Annotated in this window: 19 protein-coding genes; 17 read left to right on the plus strand and 2 right to left on the minus strand. The window is 72.2% G+C overall.

The features are described 5' to 3' along the window. Nucleotides 1-2: 2 nt before the first annotated feature. Nucleotides 3-821, minus strand: a complete 819-nt coding sequence (locus G4D86_RS12525; RefSeq protein WP_163993047.1) for a hypothetical protein — start codon at nt 819-821, stop codon at nt 3-5. A 244-nt stretch (nt 822-1,065) separates the two neighbouring features. Here G4D86_RS12525 and G4D86_RS12530 point away from each other — a divergent pair, with 244 nt between their 5' ends. Beyond that, a complete protein-coding gene (locus G4D86_RS12530) occupies nt 1,066-2,166 on the plus strand; it encodes a sensor histidine kinase (protein WP_163993049.1) in 1,101 nt (366 codons plus the stop codon). 12 nt (nt 2,167-2,178) lie between these two features. Here the strand turns inward: G4D86_RS12530 and G4D86_RS12535 are convergent, their stop codons facing one another. Beyond that, nucleotides 2,179-3,315: a TPM domain-containing protein gene (locus G4D86_RS12535; RefSeq protein ID WP_163993050.1), complete on the minus strand. Its 1,137-nt coding sequence runs from the start codon at nt 3,313-3,315 to the stop codon at nt 2,179-2,181. Nucleotides 3,316-3,547: 232 nt separating this feature from the next. On the opposite strand from G4D86_RS12535, the gene G4D86_RS12540 reads away from it, so the two are divergent. The 16 genes from G4D86_RS12540 (at nt 3,548) to G4D86_RS12615 (ending at nt 21,439) form a co-directional block, all read left to right on the plus strand. Continuing rightward, entirely contained in the window at nt 3,548-3,769 is a 222-nt protein-coding gene (locus G4D86_RS12540; protein ID WP_163993052.1) for a hypothetical protein, read from the plus strand. Between the two features lie 89 nt (nt 3,770-3,858). Continuing rightward, entirely contained in the window at nt 3,859-4,545 is a 687-nt protein-coding gene (locus tag G4D86_RS12545; RefSeq protein WP_163993054.1) for a phosphoribosyltransferase, read from the plus strand. Nucleotides 4,546-4,685: 140 nt separating this feature from the next. Next, complete coding sequence (locus tag G4D86_RS12550; protein WP_163993056.1) at nt 4,686-6,809, plus strand: PAS domain-containing sensor histidine kinase; 2,124 nt, start codon at nt 4,686-4,688, stop codon at nt 6,807-6,809. Next, nucleotides 6,806-8,167, plus strand: a complete 1,362-nt coding sequence (locus G4D86_RS12555; RefSeq protein ID WP_163993058.1) for a sigma-54-dependent transcriptional regulator — start codon at nt 6,806-6,808, stop codon at nt 8,165-8,167. Before G4D86_RS12550 ends, G4D86_RS12555 begins: the two co-directional genes overlap by 4 nt. A gap of 108 nt (nt 8,168-8,275) precedes the next feature. Next, nucleotides 8,276-8,653: a response regulator gene (locus tag G4D86_RS12560; protein ID WP_163993060.1), complete on the plus strand. Its 378-nt coding sequence runs from the start codon at nt 8,276-8,278 to the stop codon at nt 8,651-8,653. Nucleotides 8,654-8,711: 58 nt separating this feature from the next. After that, a complete protein-coding gene (locus G4D86_RS12565; RefSeq protein WP_420821854.1) occupies nt 8,712-10,526 on the plus strand; it encodes an OmpA family protein in 1,815 nt (604 codons plus the stop codon). After that, the gene (locus tag G4D86_RS12570; RefSeq protein WP_163993062.1) at nt 10,523-11,692 is read left to right on the plus strand and encodes a FecR family protein; all 1,170 of its coding nucleotides are present in this window, start codon (nt 10,523-10,525) and stop codon (nt 11,690-11,692) included. The genes G4D86_RS12565 and G4D86_RS12570 overlap by 4 nt, the downstream gene beginning before the upstream one ends. 81 nt (nt 11,693-11,773) lie before the next feature. Further along, nucleotides 11,774-12,472: a LuxR C-terminal-related transcriptional regulator gene (locus G4D86_RS12575; protein ID WP_163993065.1), complete on the plus strand. Its 699-nt coding sequence runs from the start codon at nt 11,774-11,776 to the stop codon at nt 12,470-12,472. A gap of 178 nt (nt 12,473-12,650) precedes the next feature. After that, on the plus strand, nt 12,651-13,679 hold the full coding sequence (locus G4D86_RS12580) for a hypothetical protein (RefSeq protein WP_163993067.1): 1,029 nt from the start codon (nt 12,651-12,653) through the stop codon (nt 13,677-13,679). Between the two features lie 3 nt (nt 13,680-13,682). After that, entirely contained in the window at nt 13,683-13,988 is a 306-nt protein-coding gene (locus tag G4D86_RS12585; protein WP_163993069.1) for a hypothetical protein, read from the plus strand. 12 nt (nt 13,989-14,000) lie between these two features. Then, the gene (locus G4D86_RS12590; RefSeq protein WP_163993071.1) at nt 14,001-16,106 is read left to right on the plus strand and encodes a phage tail sheath family protein; all 2,106 of its coding nucleotides are present in this window, start codon (nt 14,001-14,003) and stop codon (nt 16,104-16,106) included. A 12-nt stretch (nt 16,107-16,118) separates the two neighbouring features. Further along, the gene (locus G4D86_RS12595) at nt 16,119-16,589 is read left to right on the plus strand and encodes a phage tail protein (protein WP_163993073.1); all 471 of its coding nucleotides are present in this window, start codon (nt 16,119-16,121) and stop codon (nt 16,587-16,589) included. A gap of 15 nt (nt 16,590-16,604) precedes the next feature. Next, entirely contained in the window at nt 16,605-17,387 is a 783-nt protein-coding gene (locus G4D86_RS12600; protein ID WP_163993075.1) for a T4 family baseplate hub assembly chaperone, read from the plus strand. Beyond that, nucleotides 17,330-17,557, plus strand: coding sequence for a DUF6760 family protein (locus tag G4D86_RS54140; RefSeq protein WP_163993250.1), 228 nt, complete (start codon nt 17,330-17,332; stop codon nt 17,555-17,557). The genes G4D86_RS12600 and G4D86_RS54140 overlap by 58 nt, the downstream gene beginning before the upstream one ends. Beyond that, complete coding sequence (locus G4D86_RS12610; protein WP_163993077.1) at nt 17,558-19,387, plus strand: hypothetical protein; 1,830 nt, start codon at nt 17,558-17,560, stop codon at nt 19,385-19,387. It abuts the gene before it with no gap. A gap of 12 nt (nt 19,388-19,399) precedes the next feature. Continuing rightward, complete coding sequence (locus G4D86_RS12615; RefSeq protein WP_163993079.1) at nt 19,400-21,439, plus strand: hypothetical protein; 2,040 nt, start codon at nt 19,400-19,402, stop codon at nt 21,437-21,439. The last annotated feature ends 5 nt before the right edge of the window (nt 21,440-21,444 follow it).

Here is a 21,444-nt window from a genome sequence, read left to right on the forward strand (position 1 = left end):
CTTCAGCCCGCCTCGGGCGCCGCGACCCGGGGCAGGGCCTCCACCGCGCAGCCGGCCCGGCGGGCCACCTCCAGCAGCAACAGCTCGCGCTGGAGGCGCAAATCCAACCGCCGCCGCTGCTGGTGCTTCAGGAAGTGGAGGCCGTGGACCACCTCTCCCATCGTCGCCTCCCCCGAGGCCAGGCCCAGCAGCACGGCGCCCAGCGCCTCCTCCGCCACGGGTAGAAGTTGCTGCTCGTGCGCGCCCAGCCGCTTGTCCAGCGAGGCCAGCTCCACGAGCAGCCGGTCCAGGTCGGGCGGCAGCCCGGCGCCCCGGCCCGTGCGCGCGAAGACGAGGCCCGCCAGCGCCTCGCGGTCCACCTTGCCGTCCGGCGACCAGGGCGGCGGCGCCTCCCCTTCGAGGACGTGGAAGTCCGGGTCCATGCGGCCCGTGCGCGCGAGCAGCTCCGAGCGCGCGTCCGCCAGGGCGACGAGCTCGCCGTCCGTGGCCAGGGCCTCCGCGTCGAGCACTACCCGCTCGTGCGAGAAGACGAGCTCCGGCGGCGCCTCGGCGGAGAGCTGGATGAGCCGCTCGAGAAACTCGCGCACGCCCTCTTCAATCTCGCGCGCCTCGCGGTTGTGGCGCAGCCAGAGCCGCACCCGCGCCGGCTCCCTGCCCGGGGCTTCGAGAAAGCGCGCCAGGGACAGCTCCGGCGCGGGCTTCTCCACCACCGGGCGCGGCGGGGCCACGAGGGGAGAGCCGGGCTCCAGCCCACTCGCCTCCCCCACGCTCGCGCCGAGCATCAGACAGAGGCACACCGGAATCGCATCACGCAGGGCCATGGGGCCTCCCATCCGCCGGCCCGCCGGGGCCTGACTCCGGGCGGTTGAGCAAGCCTCGCGCCAGACTCCTCACCGGCCCGTGGCTGTCCGTACGGGCGCAGGAAGTGCGCCCCGCACGGAAGCGGCGCAAAGCCTGCGCTGGCCGGAGGGCAAACAGCCGCCGGACCCCTTCCGAAACGGTGGGCCAGGGGCCACCTCCCAGGAGAGGCCCCTGCCACATGTCACCTCGGGGCCTGGGTGAGGCATGGCCCGGGACGCGGACTTCAGCGAGCAGGACCGGGAGCGGCTGCGGCTCGCCCTGGAGGCCACCGGCCTGGGCACCTGGGAATATGACGCGCGCACGGGCGCGCTGACCTGGGACGCGCAGGCCCGGGCCCTCTTCGGCCTGCCTCCCGGCACCCCCATGGGGCTGGAGGACTTCCTGAAGCGCGTGCACCCCGAGGACCGGGTGAGGACGCAGGCCGTGATTCGGCAGGCGCTGCAACCGGAGGGCGCCGGCCGCTACTCGGCGGAATACCGCGTGCACACCACCCGCGGCGTGCGCTGGGTGGCCGCCCATGGACGGACGCTCTTCGATGGGGAGGGCCGGCCCAGGCGCCTCCTGGGCACCCTCGAGGACATCACCGAGCAGAAGCGCGCGGAGCTGTTCAGGGACAGACTGCCAGGCATCGTCGGCCATGACCTGCGCGACCCGCTGACCCACATCTCGCTCGCCACGCAGCAGCTCCTGCGACGGGAGGGAATGACCGAGCCGATGCTCATGGGTGTGCGGCGCATCGCCACCTGCGCGGACCGGATGGCGCGGAGGGTCCACGACCTGCTGGACTTCACGCGCGCCTCCGTGGGCGGCGGCATTCCCCTGGAGCGGCGACCCACGGATTTGTGCGTGCTGGTGCGGGACACCGTGGCCGGGTTCGAGCTCACGCACCCGGGCCGGGTGCAGCTGGCCTGCGCGCGCGGGGCCCAGACGGGCTCGTGGGACGCGGACCGGCTGGCCCAGGTGGTGTCGAACCTGGTGGACAACGCGCTCGTGCACGGGGACGAGGAGTCCCCGGTGCATGTCACGGTGGTGGCGGACGGGCCGGACGTGGTGCTGGCCGTGCACAACGACGGGCCTCCCGTGCCGGCGACGCTGCTGCCGCGCATCTTCGACCCGTTCGAGCAGGTGGCAGGCGACGGCGGACGGCAGGGACCGGGGCTGGGCCGCTACATCGCCCAGCAGCTCGTCCTGGCCCACGGCGGAGACCTCACCGTGCGCTCGTCCGCGGCGGAGGGCACCGTGTTCACGGTGCGGCTGCCGCGGATGCTCTCGGACGAGACGGCGCTCTCGTCGCTGCCCGGGTGAGCCGGAGCGCGGCTACCAGCTCCCGCTGGAGCCACCGCCCGAGGAGCGTCCGCCACCGAACGAGGAGCCGCTGCGCGAGGAACTGGAGGAGGACGAGCGGGTGCGGCGGGGCGTGGAGTGGCGCGACTTGGAGGTGTGGTGGCAGTGGTGGCAGTTGCGCGTCACCTCCACCTCGCCGCCATGGTCATACGTCGCGGTGCGCAGCGTCCGGCTCGTCTTCTTGACGGTGACGTAGTTGCACTTGTCACAGCGCACGCGGCTGGTGAACAGCGCGCCATAGCGGTCCACGATCGCGTCCTCGCACGGGTCGCACCACCAGACGTCATAGTCCACCGAGCCCATCGACTCCTCGAGTCGCTGCCCCTTGTCGAGGTGGGCATCATCATCGCGCTCGTCGAGCCGCACCCGGGGGTTGCCACACGCGACGCACTTGCGCGGGCGTCGGCGGTAGACGGCACGGCCGGCCAGGCCCGCCGCGCCGAGCACGCCCGCGCCTCCGGCGAAGAGGCCGAGGCCCGAGGGCACGGAGGACTCCTCCTCGGGCTGGTACACCTCGGGTTCCGGGGTGAAGCCCGGGGCGCTCGTGTCGGCGACGGCGTCCGTGGAGGGTGGCGACTCCGGGCTCGGGGAGGCCGCGTTGGGATTGTTCAGGCTCGAGTTTTCGAGGAGCGCCTTCAAGCCCCGCGCGCCCTGGAGCACGGCGGAGTTCGGGTCGCGACGCTTGAAGCCGGGGACGACGCTCTCCGCCATCACCGCGTCACTGGCCTCTTCATCGGCGGGTCCATCCACTCCGTCGCCCAGGATGATCTCCGCCTTGCGGTCACCCAGCGCGACGAAGAGCAGCACGCCGTCGTCCCGCCCCGCATGGCCGATGCCCCATCGGTTGAAGAGGTCCAGCGCGAACTCACGCGAGGGGCGCCCCGACGTGGTGTCCACCACCACCACCGAGAGCTGACCGAGCCCGCGCTCATTCAGCTCGGTGCCAATCCGGTTCACCTCCGCCTTCGTCTCCTGCGTGAGGACGCGGGTGGAGGTGTGGTCCACCGTCCAGGTGCCGCGTGGCGGTCGGGGTACCTTCTCCACCGTGACGCCCAGGGCCGGAGTGCCGAGGGCGCAGAACAGGACCAGCCAGCTCAGCCATGCGCGCATGGCGGTGGACTGTAGCAGAGCGCCTGCTTGCTCTCAGGCCCGGGGCACGGGTGGAGGACGATACCCACGAGGGTCGGAAGCGCCCCGTGTGGCGCTGGCGCCCCCGGCTCCCGAGCAGCCAGCCAGGCGAGGGCCGCTCGTTCAGTGGGCGACGGGGACGGTGCCCGCCTGCCCGGGCGTGCCCAAGGTGAACGGGCTGTTGGACCACTGCTGGAGCGAGGAGACACGACGCATGGCTGGACCGCAGACCACGACGCCTGGGGCACCCGTGAAGAACCCGGAGCCGATCCCGACGCCCGAGCGCGAGCCACCCACACGCCAGCCTCCGGAGATCGAACCGCCCACACGCGCGCCTCCGGAAATCGAGCCGCCCCAGCCGCCGGACATCACGCCGCCCGGCATCCATGACCCGCCGATGCCCACCACGCCGGGCAAGCCGGAGATCATCGCGTAGCCGCGCTCGGGGCCGTTCCCCTCCCCTCGCGAGGTGCCCAGCTTCTTCGAGGGAGGTTCGTCCCCAGGCGGGGACGAGAGGAGAGGAACATGCGAGGGCCCGAGTTCCTGGACCGTTACGAGGGAGGCCGTGAGCTCGCGGACCTCCTCCGCCAGTACGCGCATCGGCCGGACACGGTGGTGCTGGCGTTGCCGAGAGGTGGCGTGCCGGTGGCCTACGAGGTCGCGAAAGCGCTGGGTGTGCCGCTCGACGTGTTCCTGGTGCGCAAGCTGGGCGCGCCCTCGCATGAGGAGCTGGCGATGGGGGCCATCGCGTCCGGAGGCGTACGCGTCATCAACCGCGAGGTGGTGGAGGAGCTGGACATCTCGCGGAAGGAAATCGACGCCACGGCGGAGCGCGAGGGGGTGGAGCTGCAGCGGCGGGAGGTGAAGTACCGCGATGGGCGCCCTCCTCCGGACGTGCGCGGGCGCAACGTCATCCTGGTGGACGACGGCCTGGCCACGGGCACCACCATGCGCGCCGCGGTGGCCGCGCTCCGCCAGCAGGAGCCCGCCCGCATCGTGGTCGCCGTACCGGTGGGCGCCGTCGAGTCGTGCGAGGACCTGGCGGAGGAGGCGGACGAGGTCCTCTGTTTACGGCGGCCGGCGCCCTTCTACGCCGTGGGCCTGTGGTACCGCGACTTCGCGCAGACCTCGGATGAAGAGGTGCGGGAGCTGCTGACGCTCGCGTCGCTGGAGCGACAGGCGGGCATGGAGCACCAGCCCGCGGCACCGTGAGCGGCTGAAACCCCCAGGTCACGCCTCGGAGGGCCCGCCTTCCCGCCCGCCTTGCCACCGGGAAGTCGTCTCGAGACCACTCACTGCAAGGGTCTGTCGCCCCATTCCGGTTTAGGCTCGCGCCTCCGCGCCCCCTCCGCATGCACGAGTCCCCTTCCCTCCGACAGTTGCTCCTGGCCGTCCTCGGGGCCTCGGCCCTCGCCTCGCTCGTCGCCTGGGCGAGCTGGCGCCTGGGCGCCGAGAGCCTCCTGGCGCGCCTCCTCACCCCGGCCGCCCTGGTGCTCGTCACCACCGGCACCCTGGCCGTGCTGTGGACCCGCGCCTCGCGTCGCGCCCACCTCGAGCGCGACGCTGCCCTGCGCAGCGCCACCGACGCCAGCGCCCTGCGCGAGGCCGTCATGGACGTCACCCCCGTGGGCTTCGCCTTCTTCGACCGCGAGCTGCGCTACGTCCACGTCAACACCGCGCTCGCCGCGATGAACGGCCTGCCCGCCACGAAGCACCTCGGCCACCATGTCACCGAGGTGATGCCCGACCTGGGCCGCCTCCTCGCACCCCAGCTCCAGCGCGCCCTCCAGACGGACGCCCCCATCCAGGACCCCTGCCTCCAGGTGCAGACTCCCGCCGCCCCCGGCGAGCCCCGCTTCTGGTTCGGCAGCTACTCGCGCGTGCGCGGCTCCGGCGGCGAGGTGCTCGGCGTCATCGCCGCCCTGTCCGAGCTCACCGAGCGCATGCGCGCCGAGCAGAGCCTCCAGGAGCACGAAGACCGGCTCGACGTCCTCACCCGCTCGCTGCCCGACTACCTCTGGGGCGGCAAGCTGCGCGGCGGCGTGCTGCGCGACTTCTACTGCACCCCCGTCATCGAGCGCACCACCGGCTACCCCGCCTCCGCCTTCGTCCAGCCCGGCCCCGACGGAGGCCCCCCGCCCCTCTGGGCGGAGATGGTCCACCCCGAGGACCGCGCCCGCTACCGCGCCTGCATCGAGGGGCTCGCTCCCGGCGCCGAGGTGGAACTGGAGCACCGCCTCATCTGCTCCGACGGCCGCGTGCGCTGGGTGCGCAGCCGCGCCGCGGCTTCCGCGCCCGACTCGCAGCGCGAGCTGCACGTGGGCTGCGTCGTCACCGACGTCACCGACCGGCGCCTCGCCGATGACCTGCGCCAGCGCCTCCACGCCAGCTTCCGCCGCTCCGCCCAGGAGTGGCGCCGCACCTTCGACGCCGTCTCCTCGCCCCTCATCGTCCTCGGCGCCGACGGCATCATCCAGCGCCTCAACGCCGCCGCCATCGCCCTGTTCGACGGCCTGGACCCGTCCGGCCAGCCGCTGTCCACCGCGCCCCACTCGCCGCTGCGCGCCAGCGCCCTGCTCCTGGTGGAGTTGCTGCGCCACACCCACGGCAGCGCCTCGCGCGAGGTGACGGACCCGCCGTCCCGCCGCGCGTGGGAGCTGTCCGCAGCATGGGTGGACGAGGCCGGCGGCGAGGACTCGCGCATCATCCTCGTGGCCACCGAAGTCACGCGCCTGATGGAGCTGCAGTCCCGCCTGCGCCGCCACGAGACGATGGCCGCCATGGGCGCCATCGTCGCCGGCGTGGCCCACGAGGTGCGCAACCCCCTCTTCTCCATCTCCGCCGTGGTGGACGCGGTGGACGCGACGTTCGGCTCCCGCGCGGAGTTGCAGCCGTACCTGGAGGTGCTGCGCGGCGAGGTGAAGCGGCTCAACCACCTCACGCAGGAGTTGTTCGAGTACGGCCGCCCCACCCGGGGCGAGTGGGTGGACGGCCCCGTGCGGCCCGTCGTGGAGGACGCCCTGTCCGCGTGCGCGATGGCCGCGGAGCAGGCCGGTGTCGCGGTGGCGAGCGCGCTGGCGGTGGAGCTGCCCCCCGTGCGCATGGACTCGAGGCGCCTGTTCCACGTCTTCCGCAACGTGGTGGAGAACGCGGTGCAGCACTCGCCGTCGGGCGCCACCGTGCGCGTGGCCACCGAGGCCGTGGAGGAGGAGGGCCGCGCCTGGGTGCGCTGCACCGTGCACGACGGCGGGCCGGGCTTCCGTGACGAAGACCTCCCGCACGTCTTCGAGCCCTTCTTCAGCAAGCGCCGCGGCGGCACCGGCCTGGGCCTGTCCATCGTCCAGCGTATCCTCGAGGAGCACCAGGGCATCATCCGCTTGTGCAACACCGAAGCAGGAGGCGCCGAGGTGACGCTCCTCCTTCCGGCCGTTTCCTCGCCTCCGGCAACCCAATCCGTAGACTCCCTGGCCTCATGACGCGCACCCGCATCCTCCTGGTGGACGACGAGCCCGGCATCCGGCTGGGCATGAGGGGCTTCCTCTCCGCCCACGGGTTCGACGTGGACGAGGCCACCAGCATCGCCGAGGCGCAGGAGGCCTTCCGCACCACCCGCCCGGACGTGGCCGTGGTGGACTACCGCCTGCCTGACGGTACCGCGTTGCAACTGCTACCGCGTCTCAAGGAGCTGGACGCGTCGGTGCCGCTGGTGGTGCTCACCGGCCACGGCTCCATCGAGCTGGCGGTGCAGGCCGTGAAGGAGGGCGCGGAGCAGTTCCTCACCAAGCCGTTGGAGCTGAGCGTCCTCAAGGTGGTGCTGGAGCGGCTGGTGGCGCAGCGGCGGGAGCGGCAGCGGCAGCTCGCGGACCGCGCCAGCACGGGCCACTCCACCGTGAATCCCTTCCTGGGCACCAGCGCCGCCATCCGCGTCCTCCAGGGCCAGGCCGAGCGCGTGCGGCAGAGCGACGCCCCGGTGCTCGTCACCGGCGAGACGGGCAGCGGCAAGAGCGTGCTCGCGCGCTGGCTGCACGAGGGCGGCCCCCGCGCGGACGCGCCCTTCGTCGACCTCAACTGCGCGGCGCTGTCCAAGGATTTGCTCGACTCGGAGCTGTTCGGCCACGAGAAGGGCGCCTTCACCGGCGCCGTCAGCGCCAAGCAGGGCCTGCTGGAAGTCGCCGACCAGGGCACCCTCTTCCTGGACGAGATTGGCGACATGGACGTGGCCGTCCAGCCCAAGCTGCTGAAGGTGCTGGAGGAGAAGCGCTTCCGGCGGCTGGGCGACGTGCGCGACAGGCGCGTGGACGTGCGCCTCATCGCCGCCACCCACCAGGACTTGAGCGCCGCCGCGCGCGAGAAGCGCTTCCGCAGCGACCTCTACTTCCGCGTCAGCACCCTCATCCTCCACGTCCCCGCCCTGCGCGAGCGCCCGGAGGACATCCCCGCCATCGCCCAGCACTTCCTCGAGGAGCTGGGCCGGGCGCGCGGCCGGGGCACCGTGGGCCTGCAGGCCGACGCCGAGGCCGCCCTGGTGCGCTACCCATGGCCCGGCAACATCCGCGAGCTGCGCAACGTGCTGGAGCGCGCCCTGCTGCTGTCCGGCGGCGGGCCGCTGTCCCGGAACGACCTGCGCTTCGAGGCCCCCTCCGAGGAGGCCAGCGCCGAGGAGGACCTCACCCTGGAGGAGCTGGAGCGCCGCCACATCGAGCGCGTGCTGCGCCGCGAGAATGGCCACGTGGAGCGCGCCGCCGCCCGGCTCGGCATCCCCCGCTCCTCCCTCTATGAGCGGCTAAAACGTTTGGGCATCAACCGGTCTGGATTCCAGAAATCGGATCCGTAATCTGGACAAGTCCGGGCTGGCAGCCGGGGTTCGCCGCGCAAGTACTGGAAATCCCAAAGCGCCGGGGGTGCTTCGGACCCTGGCCCCGCGCTTGCTCACGGCCCGGGCGTGGCCCGGAACCTCCTGATAGTCGATGACGAGTCGTCCCTCTGCTGGGTGCTGGGGCAGTTCTTCGCCAGCGCCGGTTACCGGGTGGACTCGGCCCAGGCGCTGGATGAGGCGCTCGATTTGATGACGACGGGCCGTTACGACCTGGTCATCAGTGATTTGCGCCTGAGCGGGACGCAGTCCGAGGAAGGACTGATGCTGGCGGACTTCGTGCGCCGCTTCTCGCCGGACACCCGGGTGGTGCTGCTCACCGCGTTCGCCACGCAGGAGTTGACGGACAAGGCGCGCGGACTGGGGGTGGATCTGGTACTGCCCAAGCCACAACCGCTGCCGGCGCTGGCACAACACGTGTCCCAACTTCTCACGACGGAGCGGTGAGCATATGGATTGCCACTGCACCCCTGAAACAGAAGTAATCCCCCCCGACACCACGAACGTGGGCTCCATCGCCTCGTTCTCCGTGAGGTGGCGCGGGCTGCGGCGGCGGGCCGCGGCGCTGGTGGGATTGATGTTGTCGCTCGCGGTACCCGGCGGCGTGGCCCTGGCCCAGCCGGCGGCGTCGCAGGCCATCGACGTGCAGCAGTACAAGCCGGGCCCGGGCTCGTTCGACGTGCTCGGCCTGCACGGCGCGCGCGTGGGGCCGCACCTGGGCTGGAACCTGGGCGTGTCCCTCAACTACTCGGACGACCCGCTCAACCTGCTGGACCCGCGCCAGGACACGTTCGTCTACCGCATCGTCGACAGCCAGCTCACGCTGGACCTCATGGGCGCCGTCGCCCTCTTCGACAGGCTGGAGCTGGGCCTGTCGCTGCCCGTCTCCACCACCACGTCCGAGCCGGCCGGCGCCGTCGCGCCGAGCCTCGCCAACGGGGTGAAGGCCACGGGCGTGGGTGACCTGCGGCTGGTGCCCAAGGTGCGGCTGCTGTCCACCGAGGGCGGCCTGCACCTGGCCCTGGCGGCGCCGGTGACGCTGCCCACGGCGGGGGGCTCGAAGTACCTGGGCGCGGACGGGCTGACCTTCCAGCCGCGACTGGTGGCCGAGTGGGCCGGCACGTCGCTGCGCCTGCTGGCCAACGTGGGCCTCAACCTGCGGCGCGAGGCGCAATTGCGCAACCTGCGCGTGGGCAACGAGCTGGCGTACGGCGTGGGCGCGGACGTGCCCCTGACGCAGAAGCTGTCCGCGGAGGCGTCGCTCTCGGGCGCGCTGGGGCTGAAGGAGACGAACACGGAGGAGCGCCCGCTGGAGCTGCTCGCCGCGCTGAAGTACCGCTTCCAGGAGGGGCTGGCCGCGCATGTGGGCGCCGGGCCGGGCCTCACCCGGGGCTACGGCACGCCGGGCTTCCGCGTGCTCGCGGGGCTGGCGTGGACGCCCTCCTCCTCGGGCTCGACCGTGGCTTCGGCCGCGTGCGCGCTGGGCCCCGAGGACTTCGACGGCTTCCAGGACGAGGACGGCTGCCTCGACGCGGACGATGACGGCGACGGCATCCTCGACGGCCCGGACGTGTGCCCGGGCGAGGCGGAGACGCGCAACGGCTTCGAGGACGCGGACGGCTGCCCCGACGACCCGAAGGCCTGGGAGCCGGTGGCGGCGAATGGCCAGCCCGTCGCCCCCCCCGCGCCGCTGGTGCTGCCGCCGCCCGGGGCGGTGGACTCGGATGGGGACGGGCTGCTGGACGCGGAGGACCGGTGCCCCAAGGCGCCCGAGGACGTGGACGGCTTCGAGGACGGCGATGGCTGCCCCGAGGCGGACAATGACCGCGACGGCGTGGCGGATGCGAAGGACGCGTGCCCGCTGGAGGCCGAGGTCATCAACGGCGCGAAGGACGACGACGGCTGCCCGGACAAGGGGAAGACGCAGGTGCGCGTGGAGGGCTCGCGCATCCTCATCCTCGACAAGGTGTACTTCGCCACGGGCAAGGACGTCATCCTCGCGAAGTCCTACCCGCTGCTGGCGCAGGTGGCGTCGGTGCTCAAGGCCAACCCGCAGCTGGAGCAGGTGCGCGTGGAGGGACACACGGACGACCAGGGCGCCGACGCGAAGAACCTGGACCTGTCCCAGCGCCGCGCCAACAACGTGAAGGCCTTCCTGGTGAAGGAAGGCATCGCGGCGGAGCGGCTGGAGGCGGTGGGCCACGGCGAGACGAAGCCGGTGGACACCAACAAGACGGCGAAGGGACGCGAGAACAACCGCCGCGTCGAGTTCAACATCGTGAAGGTCGCCGAGCCCTCGGCGGAGGAAGGGACGCCGTGAAGCGGACTGCTCCGTGGATGATGGCCTGGGTGCTGCTCTCCTCCCCTGCCCTGGCGGCGGACGCCGGGGAGCCCTGTGGGGGACTGCGCTTCACGGGCGGGCGAATCGAGACGGGCCGGCCGCTCGCGCCGAAGGGGCCGGAGACGACGGCCTGCCTCCAACACGTGGCCGAGGCGCTGAAGGCGCGGCCCGCCATCCGCTCGGTGACGGTGGCGGCGCGGCTGCCGGACGTGGAGCGGCTGGAGGGACAGGGCCTCGCGGTGGCGAAGGCCGCGGCGGACGTGCTGGTGGCCGCGGGCGTGCCGCGCACGCGGGTGTCCGCGGTGGCGCCGCCGTCCACGCCGGGCGAGCCGGGGCAGCTGCAGCTCGCCTATGTCGAGCGGCCCGCGCAGCCGGCGGTGGCGCGCGTGCGGGCGGCCAGCGGCGACGTGTCCGCGGGCCCGGCTCCGGCGGAGCTGCGGCCGAGGACGGTGGGCGATGCGCTCTACACCGGAGAGCTGTTCGACACGGGCCCGGCGGCGCGCGCGGAGCTGGTGCTCGCGGATGGCAGCTCGGTGAAGGTGATGGAGGGCAGCCTGGTGCGGCTGGGCTCCGTGGAGCTGATGGCGAACCTGCGGCGCAAGGTGGAGCTGGAGCTGCTGCGCGGCACGGTGGAGACGGCCGCGGCGCCCGGCGGTGAGGGCTCCGTCTTCGAGGTGCGCACGCGCGGCGCGGTTGCCGGCGTGCGCGGCACGCACTTCCGGGTGACGGCGCAGGAGGACGGCACCCACCGGCTGGAGACGCTGGAGGGCCGGGTGGCGCTGATTGCGAAGAAGGGCGACCTGGACGTCGTCGGGGGTTATGGCTCGCGGGCGATGCCGGACTCCGCGCCGGAGCCCGTCCGCCCGCTGCTGGTGGCCCCCACGCTGGCGGACCCGCGGGGCGGCACCTTCCGCGCGGCGCCCCGGCTGTCGTGGTGGACGGTGCCGGGCGCGAAGACGTACCGCGTGGAGCTGGCGCGGACGGCGGACTTCGCCGCGGGCGTGCAGGCGTACCCGTCCCAGGGTACCGAGCTGGAGGTGCCGGGCTCCCGCGAGGGCAAGTGGTTCTGGCGGGTGCTGGCGGTGGACGCGGATGGTTTTGTCGGCTTTCCGTCGAAGATCTTCGCCTTCGACGTCCGCCCCTGACGCCGTCGGCCTTTCCCAGACTTCGTATGTATGATTGGGAGGCTGAGGCCGAGGCGAGCCTCTGACTCCCTGGGGGGGGCAATGATGAGAGATCCACCCAACGCGAGTTGGATTGCGCCCGCTCACGCCGCACCGGCGCCCGCCAGCGTGCGGGTCGCCGTGGTGACCGACGTGCTGCTGTACCGCGAGGCCCTGACGCAGCGGCTGTCGAGCGTGGACTCGATGGACTTCGCCGGCGAGGCCTCCAGCCTGGAGGAGGCGGTGGACCTCATCCAGACGCGGCGGCCCTCGGTGGTGGTGGTGGACATGGGCAGCCGCGACTCGGTGGCGCTGGTGCGGGGGCTGCGCGCCGCGACGCCGGAGGTGAAGCTGGTGGCCTTCGCGGTGACCGAGCGGGAAGAAGAGCTGATGGTGTGCGCGGAGGCGGGCGTCAACGGCTTCGTGACGCGCGAGGCCTCGTCGGAGCAGCTCGTCTCCGCCGTGCAGTCCGCCGCGCGCGGTGAGCTGCTCTGCTCCCCGCGAATCGCGGCGCTCCTCTTCGAGTGCGTGGGCACGCTCTCGCGGCGCAGGCCGGAGGGCCCCTCCACCACGGTGCCCTTCAGCGAGCGTGAGCGGGAGATTGGCATCCTCCTGGCCGAGGGCCTGGCCAACAAGGAGATCGCCGTGCGCCTGCGCATCGAGGTGGCGACGGTGAAGAACCATGTCCACGGCATCCTCACCAAGCTGAGGGTGACGAGCCGGAGCGAGGCCGCCGCGTACTTCCGCATGCGCCTTCGCTGAACCTCGCGCCGCGAGGAACCGCACCTGGATTCAATCCGCCCTGAATCCACGTCCTCCCCTCCGCCAGGACCTGGGCTGTACCTCCGATTCATCCCCGGAGGAGTCGCGGTACCGCATCGCCGATTGGACCGCCGGGGCGCTGGCTGCAACCCGCCACCGCGCCTCTAATCCGCCCGCAATGGCGCAGCGGCTCATCGATGCGATGGACATTGCCGGCGCCTGGAGCGCGCTGGCTCCCGACGGTGTGACGCCGTCGACGGAGCTGTCGCTCACCAACGAGACCGTCCAGGTGCGCTACGGCGTGGACGGGCACAGCGGGCGCATCCAGGCCAGCGCCGCCGCCGCCGACCACCTGCTGCGCCGGACGCTGGGCGCGGCGGTGGACCTGCGGCCCTACCGCGAGCTGCGGCTGTGGGTGCACGCGAACCGCGCCGCCACGGGCACCGCGACGCAGCCCTTCTTCCTCGAGCTGCGGCTGGGAAGCGCGGTGCTGCCGGTGGACGCCCCGGGCAACACGTGGCACCGCTACCTGGCGGTGTCCCAGGCGGGGACGTGGGAGCTGCAGCGGCTGTCCCTGGAGGACCTGCCGACGGCCGTGCGCTCCGCGGTGGTGACGCTCCAGCTCCGGTGCCGGTCCGGCGTCCCCTTCACCTGCTACGTCGACGACGTGCTCGCCGTCCGCGACGAGATGGTGCTGGACGCGGAGGCCGCCCTCCTGGCCCGCCTCCACAACGGGTTGGTGCTGGGCGGCTCGCCGGTGCCGGCGGTGGTGCACTCGCCGGACGTGGCGGCGCCGAACCCGCCCTACCTCCGCATCACCCGGCTGGGCATCGAGCACTCCAACGCGAGGACGCCCTCCGCGTCCGTGCGCTCCGACTACTCCTCCGCCGGCTCCGCCCTCCGTCCGGCCGGCTTCGCGTACGACCTGCTGTACCGGGTGGACGCCTTCGCCACCACGCTGGAGGACGAGGCGCGGCTGCTCGACTTCGCGCTGGAGCGGTTGCCCCCCCGCGGGGACCTGCTGGTCAACGGCGTCATGCTGCCCTTGGAGATGACCACCCTGCCCGCCAGGGAGCTCATCGGCGGCAGCCGGGGCGAGCGCGTCGGCCTGCTGTACCGCGTCCTCGCCCGGAAGGACGCGGGCGCGGCGCTCCTCGCACGCGATGTGAGCACCGTCCTCGTCGAAGCGGACATGAAGGTGGCCTGAACCATGACGAGCCCCAGCCAGGAGTTCCTCGTAGTCAGCCGACGCAACCAACCGACAGAGCTCCACCTGTCGGACGGCACGGTGGCCTTCCTGGAGCCGCGCGGCACGGTGGCCATTCCCGCGGCGGTGCGCGAGTCCCCGCAGCTGCGCGCGCTCGAGCGCCAGCACGCGGTGACGGTGAAGCCCGCCGAGGTGCCCAAGCCGCGCGAGGCCCACGCGGAGGCGCCTGGAGAGGAGTCCTCCCGGGAGCCCCGGGCGGGCGACGCCCACAAGACGGGCAGCAGGTGGAAACGAACCAGGACGAAGTGAGGACCCGGCACAATGGCCTACAACATCGGTCTCAACGTCGTCGAGGTAGATGGATCCGCGACCCCCGCCATCGTCGGGGCCGCGACCTCGGTGGCGGCGTTCAACGTCATCACCCGCCGGGGCGTTCCCAACCGCGCCATCCGGATCAACAGCTACCCCGACTTCGAGCAGCGCTTCGGCGGCGCCTTCTCCGGCGGGTACGGCTCCTATCTGGTGAAGGGCTTCTTCGACAACGGCGGGCAGACGGCCTACGTGAACCGCGTCGTCGCCACGGACGCCCTCACCGGGGCCGCGCCGGCCAGCATCACCCTGGATGACGCGGCCAACGCGGACACCCTCACGCTGGAGGGCGGCCTCCGCGGGGAGGAGGACCCCGGGCGCTGGGGCGACGACCTCTACGTCCGCACCACCGCGCGCGCGTCGGCCCGCACGGCGGTGAGGGAGACGGCGCCCGCCACCGTGACGGGGACCGCGCTCACCGCGCCGGTGAACATGGCGGCGTTCCCCTCGCTCACGGTGCGCGTGGACGGTGAGACGGCCGCCACCGTCATCACCTTCCAGGCCGCGGACTTCGCGGCGGCCAACGCGGCCACGCTGGCGGAGATTCGCGACGCCATCAACCGCCGGACGGCGAAGCTGGTGGCCTCCATCAGCGGCAACCAGCTCGTGCTCACCTCCACGGGCCAGGTGGCGCGCATCGCCAAGGACTTCACCCGCCTGCAGGTCACCGTCGCCAACACGACGCTGGGCTTCGCGGTGATGGCCAACCCCGCCGTGGGCACCGCGGCGCCGCGCGCCCCCAACGGCACCACGCTGGCGGAGGTGTCCTCGCTGGTGGTGGGCGACGCCCTGCGCGTGTCGGACGGGACGAACACCGCGCTGGTGAAGCTGATGTCCGTCAACGAGCTCAACGGCGCCGTCACCTGGGCGCCGAACATCGCCAACATCGCGACCTTCGACGCCGTCCTCCTGCGCGTGTCCAAGGTGGAGTTCGACCTGGACATCGCGCTGGGCGGCGGCGACGCGGAGCACGTGGTGGAGTCGTGGACGGGCCTCTCCATGGAGACGGACGTCCCCAACTACGTGGAGACGGTGCTCAACGACCCGCTGCGGGGCTCGCGGTACGTCATGGCCACGGATGCGCTCAGCGCCTCCACGGTGGGCGCGGACGTCCCGGTGGCGAGCAGCGGCTTCGTCCGCTTCAACCCCGGACGCGACGGGACGCCGACGGCCAATGACTTCATCGGCAACCCGACGCTGAAGTCCGGCTTCTACGCGTTCGACGCCTTCGACGTGCAGTTGCTGAGCACCGAGCGCACGGACGCGTCCATCCTGGCCGCGGGCCTCGCGTACTGCGCGAAGCGGGGCGACTGCATGTTCGTGGGGGCCGTGCCGGAGGCCACCATCCAGGCGGACCTGACCGCGGCCATCAACTACGGCCAGGGCTTCCAGGGGAAGAAGGTCTACGGCGCCCTGTACGGGCCGTGGATCATCGTGCAGGACCCCATTGGCACCGGGGCCAGCCCGCTGAAGAAGATTCCCCCCGTCGGCCATGTGATGGGCGTCTACGCGCGCACGGAGACGACGCGCGGCATCTGGAAGGCCCCCGCCGGTGACGAGGCCAACCTCGCCGGCGCGCTGGACGTCGAGTACCGGCTCAGCGACGCCGAGCACACCCACCTGGTGAAGGACGGGAGCATCAACGGCATCCGCGCCGTCCCGCGCAACGGCATCGTGGTGGACGCCTCGCGCACGCTCTCCACGGACACGCGCTGGCTCTACGTGAACGTCCGGCTGCTGTTCAACTACGTGGAGAGCAGCCTCAAGCAGGGCCTGCGCTGGGTCCGCCAGGAGCCCAACCGGGACACGCTCTGGAACGCCGTCCGGCTGGGCACGGTGACGCCCTTCCTGCTGGGCCTGTGGCGCCAGGGCGCCTTCGGCAGCGGCACGCCGGAGCAGGTCTTCACCGTCATCTGCGACGCCAACAACAACCCGCCCACCGAGGTCGACAAGGGCAACCTGCTCGTCGAGGTCTACTTCTATCCGTCCAAGCCCGCCGAGACGATTGTCATCAAGGTCGGCCAGCAACCCAGTGGCGCCACCGCCACCGAGGCGTGAGAGGAACCCGCGATGCCGAAAGTCGGAGATATCTGGGAGAGCTACCGCGCCAACGAGTTCGTGCTGATCATCGACGGGACGGAGAGCCCCGGCGTCAGCAAGATTTCGGGCCTGTCCGAGGGCGAGCTGGAGACCATCGAGCAGGCGGATGGGGGCTCCAACCACGTCTACAAGCTGGCCGCGGCGAAGGTGAAGTTCGAGTCCCTCACCATCGAGCGCTACGTCGACGGGAGCCCCGAGGACCGGCGCTTCATGGAGTGGTTCAAGCAGACCTTCAAGCTCAACTCGCGCACGCAGGGAGGCTCCACCGTCCGCAAGAACGGGATGATCGTGAAGCGGCACAACGGCGTGGACGTGATGACCTTCGCCTTCCGCGACGCGTGGGTGAAGTCGTCCAAGTTCACCGACCTCGAGGCAGGCACCACCAACCTCATGAAGCAGACCCTCGTCCTCGAGCACGAAGGGCTCGAGCGCGTGGAATAACCGAGGACCCCCGACATGAGCGCCAACGCCCCCAACCCAGGCCGCGAGGCCGAGTTCACCATTCCCATCGGCCTCACCGACGACGAGGGCCGCATCCACAAGGTGGCCGTGCTGCGCAAGATGACCGGCCGCGAGGAGGCCATCCTCGCGGACCGGCGCAACCAGCGTAACGGCGGCAAGCTGGTCAGCGAGCTCATCGCCAGCTGCCTCGTCCGCCTGGGCGAGCTGCCCAAGGGAGGCAGCAACACCGTCGAGCGGATGTACTCGGCGGACCGGAACTTCCTCCTGCTGAAGCTGCGCACCCTCACCTTCGGGCCGGAGCTGCAGGCGACGTACACCTGCGGCACCTGCGGCGAGTCCATCCAGGTGGTGGAGGACCTGGACCAGCTCCCGGTGAAGATGCTCCAGGACGGCGAGTCCCCCGACGAAATCATCGTCAACCTGCAGGACGGGTACCTGGACAAGGATGGCCAGGTCCACACCGCGCTGACGCTGCGGCTGCCGCGCGGAGACGACGAGTCCGCGGTGGCGCCGCAGATGCGGCAGAACCCGTCGCTGGGGAAGAACGCGCTGCTGTCGCGGTGCCTCAAGTCGCTGGGTGACGTGCCCCGCCACCGGCTGGAGGCGCTCGGGCCAAAAATCCTCGCCGACCTCACCATGACGGACCGGCGGCTCATCGACCGCGCGCTGAACACGAGCGCGCCCGGAGTGGACCTGGTGCGCGAAGTCGTCTGTGGCAGCTGCGGCGGCAGCTTCCGGGCGACCCTGGACATGACGAATTTTTTAGCGCTGGCCTAGCCCAGGAAGCGCTCCGACAGGAGGTCTTCTTTCTTGCGTACCACCTCCATTGGTCCTGGGCGGAAATCATGACCCTCGAGTCCGACGAGCGCCGGGCCTTCGTTCAACTGCTCATCGACCAGATCGAGCGGGAGAACATGCAACTCGAGGCTTCGAGGAGGGCGCGCTAGATGCCGGTGTCGCTCCTCCTCCAGGAAGTGCTGGGGCCGTTGCTCAACGACCAGCCGCCGACGCTCGCGTTCGGCACGCTGGCGTTGGACCGCGCGCGCCGGGGCCTGACGCGGCTGGGGCCGTTCAACCGGCTCGTGTCGCTGGAGGAGACGCTCATCGGCCGGGCGCGCAGCGCGTTCCTCGTGCACTGGTTCGGCACGGGCCTGCCCACCGAGGGGCTCGCCCTGCGGGTGTCCATCGCCAACATTGACCACCTCCGGCGCCGCTACCAGGCGGTGCTCGCCGCCACCCCCTCGGGCGGGCGCGGGCTGAACCTGACGGAGCCCCTCCTGGGGCTGGTGGGCACCGTGGCGGGCGTCGTCCTGTCTCCGGCGGGCATCTTCTCCGTGACGATGCTGGCGCTGCGGTCCATGCGCACCTGGCTGCGCATCCTGTTGGGCGCCCTCGCCGGGGTGGTGGTTCCCGCCTTCGGGGCCGTCATCGGCGTGCTCCTCCTCCCGGCCGGGCTCGGCGTCGCGGTGCTCGCCGGCCTGCGCAACGAGCAGCCCCTGCGCGCCCTCTATGACCTCATGGGCGCGCTCGCCCGGCTCATCCATCAGGTGAACCAGTTCATCGACCTGCTGCTCGGCCCGAGGGAGCGCATCCGCAACCCGCTGCTGCGCCAGACGCTGGAGGTCTTCGACCGGTTCGCCCGGCTCATCCCCTTCGTGCTCGCGCTCTTCTCCATCGTCCTGGCGCGACTGGGCCCGCTCATCCTGCCGCTGGCGAGACAGGGCGCCGCGCTCATCCCGTTGACGCGCGCGGTGCTGGGCGCCGTGGGCGCCATCCTGGAAGAGGTTCCCCAGGTGCTGGGCCGAGCCTTCTCCTTCTCCCGGTCCCAGCCGCTGGGCCGACTGTGGGCCGTGTTCTCCAGCATCGGCCCCATGCTCCAGCGGGTGACGGAGCGCATCAAGTCGCTGTTCGAGGAGGTGGCCCTCACGCTCCCACGCATCGGCGAGCGGGTGATGACCGCGGTGCAGTCCTTCTTCAACGCGGCGAGGGCAGTGGTGCTCAGGAACCTGCAGGCCCACCCGCGCGTCATCATGCTGCAGACGTTCCGCGCCCAGCTCGCCGACCTCGGCCGCCTCTTCGCCGCGCCGGCCGCCACGAGCGCCGCGCCCTCATCCGGCGGCGGCTCCGGCTCCTCGGGCTCGACGATGCCGGGCTGGCTCTCGTCCGCGCTGGGCTTCGTCTTCGGCCCGCCTCCGCCCCTGCCCTCCGCGCCGGCGCTGCCGGACCTCGCCGCCATCGAGGCGATGATTGGCCGGCCTGCCCTCTCGCTCGACAGGGCCGGCATCGAAGCCGCCGCGTCGTTCATCCCCGCGGGGACGCTCGACGTGTTCCGCCTCGCGGACCGGGCCCGCGCGGACTTCGACCGCGCCGCCTCGCCCCCCAGCGAGCTGGCGCGCGCCCGCCGGGAGCTGGCCCGCGAGCTGGGCGCTCCCCCCGCCGAGGTGCTGGCCCGGATTCGCACCGAGGACCTGCCGCTGCGCGAGGCGCTGGCCGCCGTCATGGGACGGGTGCTGCCCCCCGCCATCCGGGCGTACCTGCCGGACCTGCTGGACCTCTTCCGCACGCTCGACACGGAGCTGTACGGCGTCACGCCGGAGCAGCCCGCGCCGCCCGCCTTCCCCGTGCTGCACGTCCCCGAGTCGCGCCGGCTCCGCGTCGTGGTGCGCCGCCTCCAGGTCCGCTCCGCCGGGAGCGACGGGCCGCACGTGGGCGTCTTCAGGGACAGGCTCGTCGAAGCCCTTCAACGCCAGTCCTACCTGGCCCCCGCCACGCCGTAGAGGACGCCGCCGATGCCGATTGCCTGGGACTTCATCGCCGCGCTCTTCCGGACTCCGCTCCGGATGCAGACGCTGGAGATTGTCCGGGGGCTGGAGCGGCTGGAGCGCTGGCTCGAGAACCGGGTGAAGGTGGCGGAGGCGCTGGAGCTGCGCAGCCGCGGCTTCCCCATCATCCTCTTCTACAACGAGGCGCTCACCCTCCACGTCGACGCGTCCCAGCACGGCGCGCTGCGCCGCCCTCCCGAGCGCGGCGTGGGCGCGACGCTGGCCGCCTCCGGCCAGGCCTTCGTGTCGGGGCTCGGCCGCGTCGGCACGGCCATCACCGAGGAGCGGCTGTTGCCCGGTCTGCTGGAGCGCATCGGCAACATCTTCGACCTCATCGTCGCGTCGATGGAGCGGTTCATCCCCGTGCGCCCGGGGATGTTCGACCTTCGCGCCCGGACGGCGTCCGACCTGTTCGGCCAGGCGGGGCTCCTCTTCCGCACCGTCACCGAGAGCACCGGCCCGCTCCTCACCCTGGGCGGGAATCTGGGCGAGGCGCGCGACGTCCTCCGGCAGGCGCTCGGCCCCTCCGAGGCGGTGGCGAGCGCGGCGGCCAGCGCGGGTGCTCCGGCAGCCGGCGGGGCGGACCTCGCGGAGTCCCTGGACGTAGGCGCCCGACTGATTCTCGGCGCCGTCCTCGCGCTGCCCATCCTGCCCCTGTGGATTGGCAGGCTGTGGAGCGCGGCGAACGTCTTCCTCCGCGACACGCTGCTCCAGGCGTTCCAGGGCATCGAGTCCGGCGTCTTCGGACTGCGCCGGCAGGTCTTCGACGTCTTCTCGCGCACCCTGCCCGAGCTCATCGTGTCGGCGGCGCGCGTGCTCTCCTCGGTGTGGGCGGTGGTGGAGCTGCACTGGCGCTTCTACGTGCGCGTGGCGCTGGTGTACGGCGGGGACCTGCTGCGCAACCTCGACACGTTCCTGGGTGGGCTGCGGACCTTCCTCAACTACTGGATTGGCGTCATCAACGGCATCATCCGCGCCATCGAGGCCGTCCTGGACTTCGACCTGGCGCCCATCATCGCCACCGCGGTGCTGGGTCCGCTGGGCCTGGGGCTGGCCGCGCTGGGAGCGCTGCCCCGGTTCACCATCCGGGACTTCGTCGGGCTCGGAGCGAACGTGGCCCGCGAGGCGCTCCGGCTCTGGCTGACCACCCAGATTCTCGTCGTGGAGGGTGGCTTGAGGGGAGCGGGAGTGGCGGCCCGGGCCTTCAAGTACCTCGGCGGACCGCTGGGCTGGTGGCTCGGGCCCAAGGCGGTCCGGGGGCTGGACGCGGCGCGCTTCCGGGTCGGCGCCGCGCGACGGTTGGTGTGGCGCCTGCTGCGCGCGCCCCAGGCACTGCCCGCGGAGACCGCGGCGTCCTTCGCGCTCCCCGCGAGCTTTCCCAACGTGTTCGACGCGTTCTTCGGGCCCGGCGCTCCCAACTTCCGCGCCACGCTCGGCACCGCGCGCACGGAGCTGGAGGGCGGCGTGCGGGACATCCTCGGCGGTGGGGCGGCGCTGCTCACCGGCCTCTCCCGCTCCTTCGACCGGGCGACCGCGGACGCCGCGACGCTGGGCTCCCCCACCCGCCTGCGGCGCATCGCCGAGGGCGCGACGTCGCTGGCGCAGACGGCGCTCGGTGACCAACTGGGCGAGCTGGAGGAGCGAGTCCGCGGCCGGCGCGAGGACCCGGTGGCCGTGGCCTTCGAGGGCTGGCTGACCCGGGGCGGTTTCTACGTCGTCGGCTCCGCCATCCCCCTCTACGTCGAGGAGATGGACCTCTTCTGGCGGCAGCAGTCCGCGGAGGGCGCCGAGACGACCGTGACGGTCCTCCCGACGTCGCCCCACAAGCTGGTGAGCCGCGCGGCGCTGGGGCGGGTCCGCGTGCCGGAACTCACCCTGACGGCGGCGGGACGGCCGCCGGGAACGGAGCTGGCGGAGGCGGTGGCCACCCGCCTGAAGGCGGCCATCGAGGAGTCCTACGTGACGGGCAGGGAGCGGCTCGCCGGGCTGGCGGCGGCTGCGCGGTGAGGACG

The sequence above is a fragment of the Pyxidicoccus caerfyrddinensis genome, from assembly GCF_010894405.1.
Lineage (GTDB): Bacteria > Myxococcota > Myxococcia > Myxococcales > Myxococcaceae > Myxococcus > Myxococcus caerfyrddinensis.